This is a genomic window from Streptomyces sp. CB03234 (assembly GCF_001905885.1).
Lineage (GTDB): Bacteria > Actinomycetota > Actinomycetes > Streptomycetales > Streptomycetaceae > Streptomyces.
In genome coordinates, this window is record NZ_LIYH01000001.1 from 1,284,301 (window position 1) to 1,297,383 (window position 13,083).

Annotated in this window: 9 protein-coding genes; all 9 read left to right on the forward strand. The window is 71.6% G+C overall.

The genetic code is table 11. The features are described 5' to 3' along the window. The first annotated feature begins 3 nt into the window (after nucleotides 1-3). The 9 genes from AMK26_RS05770 to tpiA all read left to right on the forward strand — a co-directional run bounded on the left by AMK26_RS05770 (nucleotide 4) and on the right by tpiA (nucleotide 12,970). Nucleotides 4-795: a hypothetical protein gene (locus AMK26_RS05770; protein WP_107420880.1), complete on the forward strand. Its 792-nt coding sequence runs from the start codon at nucleotides 4-6 to the stop codon at nucleotides 793-795. Between the two features lie 724 nt (nucleotides 796-1,519). After that, nucleotides 1,520-3,517, forward strand: coding sequence for an excinuclease ABC subunit UvrC (gene uvrC, locus AMK26_RS05775; protein WP_073752548.1), 1,998 nt, complete (start codon nucleotides 1,520-1,522; stop codon nucleotides 3,515-3,517). Then, nucleotides 3,510-4,496 (forward strand): RNase adapter RapZ, encoded by a 987-nt coding sequence (gene rapZ, locus AMK26_RS05780; RefSeq protein ID WP_241837794.1) that lies wholly within the window; start codon nucleotides 3,510-3,512, stop codon nucleotides 4,494-4,496. The genes uvrC and rapZ overlap by 8 nt, the downstream gene beginning before the upstream one ends. Next, on the forward strand, nucleotides 4,493-5,515 hold the full coding sequence (locus AMK26_RS05785; RefSeq protein WP_073752552.1) for a gluconeogenesis factor YvcK family protein: 1,023 nt from the start codon (nucleotides 4,493-4,495) through the stop codon (nucleotides 5,513-5,515). Before rapZ ends, AMK26_RS05785 begins: the two co-directional genes overlap by 4 nt. After that, nucleotides 5,506-6,495, forward strand: a complete 990-nt coding sequence (gene whiA, locus AMK26_RS05790) for a DNA-binding protein WhiA (RefSeq protein ID WP_064073084.1) — start codon at nucleotides 5,506-5,508, stop codon at nucleotides 6,493-6,495. The genes AMK26_RS05785 and whiA overlap by 10 nt, the downstream gene beginning before the upstream one ends. Nucleotides 6,496-6,661: 166 nt before the next feature. Continuing rightward, complete coding sequence (locus AMK26_RS05795) at nucleotides 6,662-9,625, forward strand: M14 family metallopeptidase (protein WP_073752554.1); 2,964 nt, start codon at nucleotides 6,662-6,664, stop codon at nucleotides 9,623-9,625. Between the two features lie 232 nt (nucleotides 9,626-9,857). Further along, entirely contained in the window at nucleotides 9,858-10,862 is a 1,005-nt protein-coding gene (gap, locus tag AMK26_RS05800) for a type I glyceraldehyde-3-phosphate dehydrogenase (RefSeq protein ID WP_073752556.1), read from the forward strand. Nucleotides 10,863-10,975: 113 nt separating this feature from the next. Then, on the forward strand, nucleotides 10,976-12,187 hold the full coding sequence (locus tag AMK26_RS05805) for a phosphoglycerate kinase (RefSeq protein ID WP_073752558.1): 1,212 nt from the start codon (nucleotides 10,976-10,978) through the stop codon (nucleotides 12,185-12,187). Between the two features lie 6 nt (nucleotides 12,188-12,193). After that, nucleotides 12,194-12,970, forward strand: a complete 777-nt coding sequence (gene tpiA, locus AMK26_RS05810) for a triose-phosphate isomerase (RefSeq protein WP_073752560.1) — start codon at nucleotides 12,194-12,196, stop codon at nucleotides 12,968-12,970. Nucleotides 12,971-13,083 lie beyond the last annotated feature (113 nt).

The window sequence follows — 13,083 nt, forward strand, 5'->3', positions numbered from 1 at the left end:
GCCATGACCCCACGCCGTCTCCTGGCAGCAGCCGCCCTCACCCCCGCACTGCTGCTGCTTCCCGCTCCCACCGCCACCGCCGCCGACACACCGGGCGCGGCGGTCACCGCTCCCGCAACCCTCGACACGCTCTCCCGGTTCTTCGCCCGCGACGGGGCCGTGACGCGGGCTGCCGCGCACCCCCGTATCGAGGGCTCGACCGTACCCGTACGCGTCCTGTCGCCGGACTTCGTGGCGGGCAGAGCGGGGGCGCCGGTGGCCCGCGTCGAGTTCCACGCCGCCGGGGCGGTCTCCTCGGACGGGCAGAAGGCGTCCGTCTGGACCGCCCGCCAGGGCGCGAAGGGCTGGCAGGTGGTCAACATCGCGACCGGTGACGACGAGATCCGGTACGCGAGGGAGGGCGCCCGCCGACTGCCCGGCGGCACGGTCTTCCGCGAACCGCAGATCGACGCCTGGTACGTCCACAAGGGCAGCCGGGTGCTCCCGCTGGACGAGGACGCGATACGCGCGGTGGGCGCGCGCGGCACCACGCTCGCCGCCTACCGGGAGCGGGTCGCGGCGGCGTACGGGGACAAGCTCCCCGGCACGGCGTACGCCCGCAAGGGCGCCGCCGGCGGGTACGGAGGGCCCGCCTCCGGCCCGGCCGCCCGGCCGGATGCCCCGCCTGCCCCTGCCGTCGCGGCCGCCGGTGACCGTACCGGCCTCCCGCCGGTGCCCACCGGAGCCGCCGCCCTCTGCGCCGTGGCGCTCGCCCTCACCGGCGCGTGGAGGCTCCGCCGCCACCGGCGCGACTGAGCCCCGCCCCGCCGGGCCCCGGGTCCCGGGCCCCGAGCCCGCGAAGCCCCGGGCCCGCGGCGCCGCGCCCCGCCCGGCCCCGAGCCGGCCCTGGGCCGGGCCCGGGCCCCGGCGGAGGCCGCTCCCGCCGGGCGCCGAGCGGGGAGACCCCTGGCCCCGCTGGGCCCGCTTCGGCCGGGCGCCGAGCGGCCGGTGCCCGAGCCGGCCTGGGCCCCGGCGGGGGCCCACTCCCGCCGGGTCCCGCCCTGCCAAGGCCCGGTCGGGGAGACCGGGGCCGCCGGGCCCTCGTCCCCACTGGGCCACCTCTCCCGTGGGGACTGCGGGCCGCCGGCCCCCGCTCCCGCCGGGCCCCGAGCGGGAAGACCCCCGGCTGCCGAGGCCCCGCCCCCGCTGGGCCAGTTCCGGCCGGGGCTCTTGGGCTGTCGGGGTCGTGGGCCGCCGGGGCACCGAGCCGCCTGTGCCCCAATCGCCGGGACCCACCCGGCGCCCGCTCCCGGCGGGCCGCGAACGGGGAGACCCCCGGCCGCCGGGACCCCGCCCCCACTGGGCCCGCCCCCGCTGCGCCCGCTCCCGCCGGGCGCCGAGCGGGGGAACCCCCGGCCGCCGGGCGCGGGGCGGGAGGGGCCGCGGGGGGCTTCGGCCCCCGCCGGGGGTGCTCCGTGGCCGTTCCGTGGACACCTCGGGGACACTCGTGGTGTCAGTGGACGCCAGTAGGGTGTGAGTCATGGCAGACCCCTCCAGCTACCGCCCCAAGCCGGGACAGATCCCCGACTCGCCGGGGGTCTACAAATTCCGTGACGAGCACCGCCGGGTGATCTACGTCGGGAAGGCGAAGTCCCTGCGCCAGCGGCTCGCCAACTACTTCCAGGACCTGGCGGGCCTGCACCCGCGCACGCGCACCATGGTCACGACGGCCGCCTCCGTCGAGTGGACCGTGGTGTCGACCGAGGTCGAGGCGCTCCAGCTGGAGTACTCGTGGATCAAGGAGTTCGACCCCCGGTTCAACGTCAAGTACCGGGACGACAAGAGCTATCCCTACCTCGCCGTCACCCTCAATGAGGACTTCCCGCGCGTGCAGGTGATGCGCGGCCAGAAGAAGAAGGGCGTGCGGTACTTCGGCCCGTACAGCCACGCCTGGGCCATCCGCGACACGGTGGACCTGCTGCTGCGTGTCTTTCCCGTACGGACGTGCTCGGCCGGGGTGTTCAAGAACGCCGAGCGCACCGGCCGCCCCTGCCTCCTGGGGTACATCGGCAAGTGCTCGGCGCCGTGCGTGGGCCGGATCGACCCGGAGGAGCACCGGGAACTGGCCGAGGAGTTCTGCGACTTCATGGCCGGCCGCACCGGCACGTACATCCGCCGCCTGGAGAAGGACATGATGCTGGCGGCCGAGGACATGGAGTACGAGAAGGCGGCCAGGCTCCGCGACGACATAGAGGCCCTCAAGCGGGCCATGGAGAAGAGCGCCGTCGTCCTCGCCGACGCCACCGACGCGGACCTGATGGCGGTCGCCGAGGACGAGCTGGAAGCGGCCGTGCAGATCTTCCACGTCCGCGGTGGCCGGGTGCGCGGCCAGCGCGGCTGGGTCACCGACAAGGTGGAGGCGGTCGACACGGCGGGCCTCGTCGAGCACGCGCTCCAGCAACTGTACGGCGAGGAGAGCGGCGACGCCGTCCCCAAGGAGGTCCTCGTCCCGGCCCTCCCCGAGGACCTGGACGCGATCACGCAGTGGCTCACCACCCGCCGCGGGTCGAACGTGTCCCTGCGCATCCCGCAGCGCGGTGACAAGAAGGCGCTGATGGAGACCGTCGGCCGCAATGCCCAACAATCTCTCGTCCTGCACAAGACCAAGCGCGCCAGCGACCTGACCACTCGCTCCCGCGCGCTGGAGGAGATCGCCGAGGCCCTGGACCTGGAGACGGCGCCGCTGCGCATCGAGTGCTTCGACATCTCCCACCTCCAGGGGGAGGACGTGGTCGCCTCCATGGTCGTCTTCGAGGACGGCCTGCCCCGCAAGAGCGAGTACCGCCGCTTCCAGATCAAGGGCTTCGAGGGCCAGGACGACGTCCGCTCCATGCACGAGGTGATCACGCGCCGCTTCAGGCGGTACCTCGCGGAGAAGGAGAAGACCGGGGAGTGGGCCCTGGAGGAGACCGACGGCGAGGTCCCGGCGGACCTCCCAGAGGACGACGGCAGGCCGAAGAAGTTCGCGTACCCGCCGCAGCTCGTGGTGGTCGACGGCGGACAGCCGCAGGTCGCCGCCGCCCAGCGGGCCCTCGACGAGCTCGGGATCGACGACGTCGCCGTCTGCGGCCTCGCCAAGCGCCTGGAGGAGGTCTGGCTGCCGGGCGACGACGACCCCGTCGTCCTCCCCCGCTCCAGCGAGGGGCTGTACCTCCTCCAGCGGGTCCGTGACACCGCCCACGACTTCGCCATCCGCTACCAGCGCAGCAAGCGCACCAAGCGGATACGGACCAGCCCGCTGGACGCGGTCCCGGGCCTCGGCGACACCCGCAAGCAGGCGCTGATCAAACACTTCGGCTCGGTGAAGCGGCTGCGGCAGGCGACAATCGAGCAGATCTGCGAGGTGCCGGGGTTCGGCCGGAAGACCGCCGAAGCCGTGGCCGTGGCCCTCGCCCAGGCGGCTCCGGCCGCCCCCGCCGTGAACACGGCGACAGGAGAGATCATGGAAGACGACGACGGGGGAACCGGAAATGACTGAGCACCACCCGACGGCAGAACCGGCAAAGCCGGCAGAGCCAGAGCCGACAGCGCGAGAAGACGGAGCAGCACACGTGAGTACGGGCACGACGATCGAGGCCGGAGAGGCCGCCGAGGCGGCCATCCCCGAGCTGGTGATCATCTCCGGCATGTCCGGCGCCGGTCGCAGCACCGCCGCCAAGTGCCTGGAGGACCTCGGCTGGTTCGTCGTCGACAACCTGCCGCCCGCGCTGATCCCCACCATGGTGGAGCTGGGCGCCCGTTCCCAGGGCAATGTGGCGCGCATCGCCGTCGTCGTCGACGTGCGCGGCCGCCAGTTCTTCGAGAGCCTCCGCGAGTCGCTCGCGGTCCTCGACGCCAAGCAGGTCACCCGCCGGATCGTCTTCCTGGAGTCGTCCGACGAGGCCCTGGTCCGCCGCTTCGAGTCGGTGCGCCGCCCGCACCCGCTCCAGGGCGACGGCCGGATCGTCGACGGCATCGCCGCCGAGCGCGACCTGCTGCGCGAGCTGCGCGGCGACGCCGACCTGGTGATCGACACCTCCAGCCTCAACGTCCACGAGCTGCGCGCCAAGATGGACGCCCAGTTCGCGGGTGACGAGGAGCCGGAGCTGCGGGCCACCGTCATGTCGTTCGGCTACAAGTACGGCCTGCCCGTCGACGCCGACCTGGTCGTGGACTGCCGCTTCCTGCCGAACCCGCACTGGGTGCCGGAGCTGCGCCCGTTCACCGGCCTCAATGAGGAGGTGTCGGGGTACGTCTTCAACCAGCCGGGCGCCAAGGAGTTCCTGGACCAGTACACCGAGCTGCTCCAGCTGATCTCCACCGGCTACCGCCGCGAGGGCAAGCGGTACGTGACGATCGCCGTCGGCTGCACGGGCGGTAAGCACCGCTCCGTCGCCATGTCCGAGAAGCTCGCCGCCCGGCTCGCCTCGGAAGGGGTCGAGACCGTCGTCGTCCACCGGGACATGGGGCGCGAGTGAAGCAGTACCGTCGGCGTACGCGGTCCCTGTCCGTCCGTACGCTCCGCAGACGCGGCGCCCAGCCCAAGGTCGTGGCCCTCGGCGGCGGCATGGGCCTGTCCGCGTCCCTCGCCGCGCTGCGCCGTATCACCGGCGACCTGACCGCCGTGGTCACGGTCGCCGACGACGGCGGGTCCAGCGGCCGGCTCCGGGAGGAGCTCGGAGTGCTGCCGCCCGGGGACCTGCGCAAGGCCCTGGCGGCGCTGTGCGGCGACGACGACTGGGGCCAGACGTGGTCCCGCGTCATCCAGCACCGGTTCCAGTCCAAGGGTGACCTGCACGAGCACGCGGTCGGCAACCTGCTGATCGTCGCCCTGTGGGAGCAGCTCGGCGACCATGTCCAGGCGCTGGACCTGGTGGGCAGGCTGCTGGGTGCGCACGGCCGGGTGCTGCCCATGTCGGCGGTGCCGCTGGAGCTCCAGGCGCTGGTCAAGGGCCATGACCCGGAGCGCCCGGACGAGGTGGACACCGTGCGCGGCCAGGCGACCGTGGCGCTCACGCCCGGCGAGGTGCAGTCCGTGCACCTGGTGCCGAACGACCCGCCCGCCGTGCCCGAGGCGGTCGCGGCGGTGCTGGACGCGGACTGGGTGGTGCTCGGCCCCGGCTCGTGGTTCTCCTCGGTCATCCCGCACCTGCTGGTGCCCGAGCTGCTGGAGGCCCTCGTCGAGACCAAGGCGCGCCGGGTCCTGTCGCTGAACCTCGCGCCGCAGCCCGGAGAAACCGAGGGCTTCTCTCCGCAGCGTCATTTGGAGGTTTTGGGACGACACGCCCCTAAACTCGCCCTGGACGTGGTGCTGGCCGACGAGGCCGCCGTGCCCGACCGCGAGTCCCTCGCAGACGCCGCAAAGCGGCTCGGTGCCGCGGTCGAGCTGGCCCCCGTGGCCAGGAAGGACGGCTCCCCGAAGCACGACCCGGAGCTGCTGGCCGCCGCGTACGACCGTATTTTTCGGATGCATGGAAGGATCGGCCCATGGCGATGACGGCAGCGGTGAAGGACGAGATCTCCCGGCTCCCCGTCACCCGGACCTGCTGCAGAAAGGCGGAGGTCTCGTCGATCCTGCGGTTCGCCGGCGGGCTGCACCTGGTCAGCGGGCGGATCGTGATCGAGGCGGAGCTGGACACCGCGATGGCGGCGCGCCGCCTGAAACGGGACATCGCGGAGATCTTCGGCCACGGCTCCGAGCTGATCGTGATGGCGCCGGGCGGGCTGCGGCGCGGCTCGCGTTTCGTCGTACGGGTGGTGGCGGGCGGCGATCAGCTGGCCCGCCAGACCGGGCTGGTGGACGGCCGGGGCCGCCCCATCCGGGGCCTGCCGCCGCAGGTCGTCTCCGGGGCGACCTGTGACGCGGAGGCCGCCTGGCGCGGCGCGTTCCTGGCGCACGGTTCGCTGACCGAGCCGGGCCGCTCCTCGTCGCTGGAGGTCACCTGCCCGGGCCCGGAGGCCGCGCTCGCGCTGGTCGGTGCCGCGCGGCGGCTGTCCATCGCCGCCAAGGCCCGCGAGGTGCGGGGCGTGGACCGCGTGGTGGTACGGGACGGGGACGCGATCGGCGCCCTGCTGACCCGGCTCGGGGCGCACGAGTCGGTGCTGGCCTGGGAGGAGCGGCGGATGCGCCGCGAGGTCCGGGCCACCGCCAACCGGCTGGCCAACTTCGACGACGCCAACCTCCGCCGCTCGGCCCGCGCCGCGGTCGCGGCCGGCGCCCGGGTGCAGCGCGCCCTGGAGATCCTCGGCGAGGAGGTCCCCGAGCACCTGGCGGCGGCCGGCCGGCTGCGCATGGAGCACAAGCAGGCCTCCCTGGAGGAGCTCGGCGCCCTCGCCGACCCGCCGCTGACCAAGGACGCGGTCGCGGGCCGTATCCGCCGCCTGCTGGCCATGGCCGACAAGCGGGCCCAGGACCTCGGCATCCCCGGCACGGAGTCCAACCTGACCGAGGAAATGGCCGACGGCCTCGTCGGCTGACGCCGCTGTGCGCGCCGCCGCCCCATCCGGAGCGGCGGCCTGCCGGACCCGCACCGGCCCCCATGCTTCACCGGCCAAGCGCATCCGGGTGGTATTGACATGATCATGAAGAGTCATGAGCCTGGCGCCTGTCCACTTCCGTGGCAGACAACAGCAAGGGGGGCACATGAGACGTAGAGCGAGATCGATCCTCGCCGCGGCTTCACTGCTGATGGCCGGACTGGTGGCGGCACCCGTCGCCGGGGCGGAGCAGAAGGACGGCACGGGCAACGGGGACGGCGACAGCCTCTCCGTGTGGCACGCCGAAGTGACCAGGGAACAGGTCCCGCTCCTGCTCGACGCCGGGACCGACGGCCACGAGCTGAGCGAGCAGGTGCCCGAGAAGGGCACCGCCACCGTCGAGTTGTACCTCACCGACCGGCAGGCCGAGGCGCTGCGCGACAAGGGCGTCGGGGTCACCGAGCACGACCTCACCAAGGCCGCCGAGAAGCGCGTCGCGGCCGCCGGCGACGGCGTGTTCCGGCCGTACGGCGGAAAGGGCGGGCTCAAGGAGGAGATCCTGGCGACCGCCCGCGCCAACCAGGCCCTCACCAAGGTCATCAGCATCGGCAGGACGGTCCAGGGCCAGGACATCCTCGCCCTGAAGCTGACCAAGGGCGCCAAGAAGTACAAGGACGGCTCCAAGCCGGCCACCCTCTACCTCTCCAACCAGCACGCCCGCGAGTGGATCACGCCCGAGATGAACCGGCGGCTGCTCCACCACTACCTGGCCGGCTACGGCAAGGACCCGCGTATCACGAAGATCGTCGACACCACCGAGCTGTGGTTCGTCCTCTCCGCCAACCCCGACGGCTACGACCACACCCACGCCGCCCCGGCCAACCGCCAGTGGCGCAAGAACCTCCGCGACAACAACGGCGACGGGAAGATCGCGCCCGGCGACGGCGTCGATCTCAACCGCAACTTCTCCTACAAGTGGGGCTACGACAACGAAGGTTCGTCGCCCGACCCGGCCGGTGAGACCTACCGCGGCACCGGCCCGATGTCGGAGCCGGAGACGAAGGCACTCGACGCGTTCCAGAAGCGGATCGGATTCCAGTACGGCATCAACTACCACTCCGCCGCGCAGCTGATCCTGTACGGCGTCGGCTGGCAGGTCGCCACCGACACCCCCGACGACGTCGCCCTCAAGGCGCTGGCCGGCACCCCGGCCAAGCCCGCGATCCCCGGCTACCGCCCGCAGGTGTCCTCCGAGCTCTACACCACCAACGGCGAATCCGACGGACACGCGGCCAACGTCAACGGCATGCAGATGTTCACCCCGGAGATGTCCACCTGCGCCACCGCCTCCCGCGTCGACCCGAACGACGCCTGGGACCCGGCCGACTGCGCGTCCATCTTCACCTTCCCCGACGACGAGAGACTGATCCAGCAGGAGTTCGCCAAGAACGTCCCGTTCGCGCTCGCCGTCGCCGAGTCCGCCGCCCGCCCCGACGACCCGGTCTCCCCGGTCGGCGCCGACGCGCCCCCCTTCGTCCCCGACACCTTCACCACCTCCTACGCGTACGACGGCGACGACCAGGAAGTCGCCGTCACCGCCCGCAAGTCGCTGCGCGACAAGGAGCTCAAGTACCGCGTCAACGGCGGCCGTACGCACGACCAGCGGCTCGACGCCTGGGAGGGCGGCGAGACGTACGGCGGCGAGGACAACCTCTACTACGACGAGTACCGCGCCGAAGTCCAGGACGGCGAACCCGGCGACACCGTCGAGGTCTGGTTCACCGGCCGCACCCGCGACGGCAAGCGCGTCTCGTCCACCCCGTTCACGTACACGATCGCGGCACGCCCGCGCGGCGACACGCTCGTCCTCGCCGAGGAGGGTGGCACCACGCCGGCCCGGCACACCGCCGCGTACACCAAGGCGCTGAAGGACAACGGCCGCAGGGCCGCCGTCTGGGACGTGGCCACCCAGGGCGCCCCGCACCCCCTGGGCGTGCTCGGCCACTTCGGCACCGTGGTGTGGTACACCGGCGCGGGCCAGCCCTCCGGGGCCACCACGCTCGCCGTACGGGAGTACCTCAACGAGGGCGGCACGCTGGTCAACGCCGGTGAGAACGCCGGCGGACTCGTCGACATCGGCCGCGCCGACTCCGACGACTTCGCCCAGTACTACCTCGGCGCGTACCGCCGCTCCGGCATGGCATCGCCCGGCGCCTTCCAGGGCGTGGGCCGCTTCGCCGGTACGGGGGCCTTTCTCGGCGACGCGCCCGGCAACCCGCTCGACAGCGCCGGCGCCTACACCGTCACCTCCGACACCCTCCCCGCGGACCGGTTCCCGCAGTTCCGCAGCGCCGCCGCGGGCGACTACCCCGGCGTACGCACGCCCTTCGAGCCGTACGAGGGCGAGACCTTCGCCGCCGCCCGGCACGCCGACAACGCCTGGATGCGGCTCACCCGGACCGTCGACCTGACCGGCACGGACGCCGCGGCGAAGCCCACGCTCCAGTTCCGGCTCAGCCACGACACCGAGCCCGGCTACGACAACGTGGTCGTCGAGGCGCACACCGTCGGCGAGGACGACTGGACGACCCTGCCCGATACGAACGGGCGCTCCTCCAGCGAGGTCCCGGCGGACTGCGCCGAGGGCTACTACCTCGCCGGGCACCCCTTCCTCGCGCACTACCTGACCCTCGGCGGCACCGGCTGCACCGCCACCGGCACCACCGGCGCCTGGCACGCCTTCACCGGCACCTCGGGCGGCTGGCAGCCGGTCTCCGTCGACCTGAGCGCCTACGCGGGCAAGCGGGTCGAGCTGTCCGTCTCGTACATCACCGACCCCGGCACCGGCGGGACGGGCGCCTTCGTCGACGACACGAAACTCGTCACCACCGGCGGCGCACGGGACAGCGAGGGCTTCGAGACCTCACTCGGCGCCTGGACCGTCCCCGGCCCGCCGGCCGGCAGCCGGGGCAACGCCACCGACTGGGCCCGCTCGCCCGCGCTGTTCCACTCCCGGGCAGCCGTCACGACCCGCGACACCGTGCTGCTCGGGTTCGGACTCGAGCACGTACCCGATCCCGCACAGCGCAAGCGGCTGCTCGGCACGGCGCTCGGCGCACTCCGTCACTGAGGAGCGCTCCACCGCGCCGATGAGCGCTCCACCGCTGACGCTCGGTAGCCGGACGAATGCCCCGGTGGACCATACTGTCCAGTAGGTCGAAGGCCCCGGTCCACCGGGCTCGTACGGGTGCGCTCGATGTCACTCCGCCGCCTGGAGGGAGGTAGGGTCGTAAGCGGTCGGGGACATCCCAATACATCTCGCCGGCGTCGAAAACCGGCGTACCTAACGAGGAGATCGGTTCGTGACGATCCGCGTAGGCATCAACGGCTTTGGCCGCATCGGTCGTAACTACTTCCGCGCGCTGCTGGAGCAGGGTGCAGACATCGAGATCGTGGCTGTCAACGACCTGGGTGACACCGCGACCACGGCGCACCTCCTGAAGTACGACACCATTCTGGGTCGTCTCAAGGCCGAGGTCAGCCACACCGCCGACACCATCACCGTCGACGGCCACACCATCAAGGTGCTGTCCGAGCGCAACCCGGCCGACATCCCGTGGGGTGAGCTGGGCGTCGACATCGTCATCGAGTCGACCGGCATCTTCACCAAGAAGGCCGACGCCGAGAAGCACATCGCCGGTGGCGCGAAGAAGGTCCTCATCTCGGCTCCGGCCACCGACGAGGACATCACCATCGTCATGGGTGTCAACCAGGACAAGTATGACGCGGCCAACCACCACGTCATCTCCAACGCCTCCTGCACCACCAACTGTGTGGCGCCGATGGCCAAGGTTCTCGACGAGAACTTCGGCATCGTCAAGGGCATGATGACGACGGTCCACGCGTACACCAACGACCAGCGCATCCTGGACTTCCCGCACAAGGACCTCCGCCGCGCCCGCGCCGCCGCGGAGAACATCATTCCGACCTCGACCGGTGCCGCCAAGGCCACCGCCCTGGTCCTCCCGCAGCTCAAGGGCAAGCTGGACGGCATCGCCATGCGCGTCCCGGTCCCGACCGGCTCGGTCACCGACCTCGTCCTGGAGCTCGACCGCGAGGTCACCAAGGACGAGATCAACACCGCGTTCCAGAAGGCCGCCGAGGGCCAGCTGAAGGGCATCCTGGAGTACACCGAGGACCCGATCGTCTCCTCGGACATCGTCAACTGGCCGGCCTCCTGCACCTTCGACTCGCTGCTGACGATGGTCCAGGGCAAGCAGGTCAAGGTCGTCGGCTGGTACGACAATGAGTGGGGCTACTCGAACCGCCTCGTCGACCTCACCGTATTCGTGGGCGGCCAGCTCTAGGCAATTGGGCACAAGGGCAGGCACCTCGATGTGAGCACAGGGCTCGGGCAGCGCAACGCCGCGCTGTACGAGCCCTGTCGCTTGCGTGGAATTTCCAAGGAGCAACAGGACAGATGAAGACGATCGACGAACTTCTCCGCCAAGGGGTCGAGGGCAAGCGGGTATTCGTCCGCGCCGACCTCAACGTGCCGCAGGACGGCACCACCATCACGGACGACGGCCGCATCCGCGCCGTCCTGCCGACCATCAAGGCGCTGACCGGAGCCGGTGCCAAGGTCGTCGTGGCCTCGCACCTCGGCCGCCCCAAGGGCGAGCCCGACCCCGCCTTCACGCTGCGCTTCGCCGCCTCCCGGCTCGGTGAACTGCTCGGCCGCCCCGTCGCCTTCGCCGGCGACACCATCGGCTCCGAGGCCCACTCGGCCGTCGCCGGCCTGGACAACGGCCAGGTGGCCGTCCTGGAGAACCTGCGCTTCAACGCCGGCGAGACGTCCAAGGACGACGCCGAGCGCGCCGAGTTCGCCGCCCGCCTCGCCGCCCTCGCGGACGTGTACGTCGGTGACGGCTTCGGCGCCGTGCACCGCAAGCACGCCTCCGTCTACGACCTGGCGCGCCTGCTGCCGAGCTACGCCGGCTACCTGATCGCCACCGAGGTCGGCGTCCTCAAGAAGCTCACCGACGACGTCAAGCGCCCCTACGTCGTCGTGCTGGGCGGCGCCAAGGTCTCCGACAAGCTCGGCGTCATCGACCACCTGCTGGAGAAGGCCGACCGCATCCTGATCGGCGGCGGCATGGCGTACACCTTCCTCAAGGCCAAGGGCCACGAGGTCGGCATCTCGCTGCTCCAGGAGGACCAGATCCCGGCCTGCCTGGAGTACCTGGCGCGGGCCGAGAAGAAGGGCGTGGAGTTCGTGCTCCCCGTCGACGTGCTGGTCTCGGCCGAATTCCCGGACCTGAAGACCAAGGCCCCGGCCAAACCGACCCTGGTCGCCTCGACCGCCATCCCGGCCGACCAGGAGGGTCTGGACATCGGTCCCGAGACCCGCAAGCTGTACGCATCGAAGCTCGCCGACGCGGCCACCGTCTTCTGGAACGGCCCCATGGGCGTCTTCGAGCACCCCGACTACGCCGAGGGCACCAAGGCCGTCGCCCAGGCGCTCGTCGACTCCCCGGCCTTCTCGGTCGTCGGCGGTGGTGACTCCGCCGCGGCCGTCCGGATCCTGGGCTTCGACGAGGACGCATTCGGCCACATCTCGACCGGCGGCGGCGCGAGCCTCGAGTACCTCGAAGGCAAGACGCTTCCCGGCCTCGCCGCACTGGAGGACTGACCCTCAATGACCGCCCGTACCCCGCTGATGGCGGGCAACTGGAAGATGAACCTCAACCACCTCGAGGCCATCGCCCACGTCCAGAAGCTCGCCTTCGCCCTGACCGACAAGGACTACGAGGCCGTCGAGGTCGCCGTCCTCGCGCCCTTCACCGACCTGCGGTCCGTCCAGACCCTCGTCGACGGCGACAAGCTGAAGATCAAGTACGGCGCCCAGGACATCTCGGCGCACGACTCCGGTGCGTACACCGGTGAAATCTCCGGTGTGATGCTGTCCAAGCTGAAGTGCACCTACGTGGCCGTCGGCCACTCCGAGCGCCGGCAGTACCACGCCGAGACGGACGAGATCTGCAACGCCAAGGTCAAGGCCGCCTTCCGCAACGGCCTGGTCCCGATCCTCTGCGTCGGCGAGGGCCTGGACATCCGCAAGGCCGGTGACCAGGTCTCCTACACGCTCGCGCAGCTCGACGGCGGCCTGAAGGACATCCCGGCCGAGCAGGCCGAGACCATCGTGATCGCGTACGAGCCGGTGTGGGCCATCGGCACCGGCGAGGTCGCCACGCCCGAGGACGCCCAGGAGGTCTGCGGGGCGATCCGCGGACGGCTCGCCGAGCTGTACTCCAAGGAACTGGCCGACAAGGTCCGCATCCAGTACGGCGGCTCCGTGAAGGCTTCGAACGTGGCCGCGATCATGGCGCAGCCCGATGTGGACGGCGCCCTGGTGGGTGGCGCGGCGCTGGACGCGGAGGAGTTCGTCAAGATCGTCCGGTTCCGCGACCAGTGAGTATGCGGTAGGGCGGATCCGTCGTACCCTTGCGGGGGCCGGGGCTCTTTCCGAGCCCGGTCCCCGTCGTCCGTGTAGTCCGAGAATTGCCAGGAAGTAGGGTCCAGCCGTGG

Bases quoted from the DNA above. Each gene is read 5' to 3' on its own strand.
- AMK26_RS05770 (WP_107420880.1), top strand. From the start codon at position 4: ATGACCCCACGCCGTCTCCTGGCAGCAGCCGCCCTCACCCCCGCACTG.
- uvrC (WP_073752548.1), top strand. From the start codon at position 1,520: ATGGCAGACCCCTCCAGCTACCGCCCCAAGCCGGGACAGATCCCCGAC.
- rapZ (WP_241837794.1), top strand. From the start codon at position 3,510: ATGACTGAGCACCACCCGACGGCAGAACCGGCAAAGCCGGCAGAGCCA.
- whiA (WP_064073084.1), top strand. From the start codon at position 5,506: ATGGCGATGACGGCAGCGGTGAAGGACGAGATCTCCCGGCTCCCCGTC.
- AMK26_RS05795 (WP_073752554.1), top strand. From the start codon at position 6,662: ATGAGACGTAGAGCGAGATCGATCCTCGCCGCGGCTTCACTGCTGATG.
- AMK26_RS05805 (WP_073752558.1), top strand. From the start codon at position 10,976: ATGAAGACGATCGACGAACTTCTCCGCCAAGGGGTCGAGGGCAAGCGG.
- tpiA (WP_073752560.1), top strand. From the start codon at position 12,194: ATGACCGCCCGTACCCCGCTGATGGCGGGCAACTGGAAGATGAACCTC.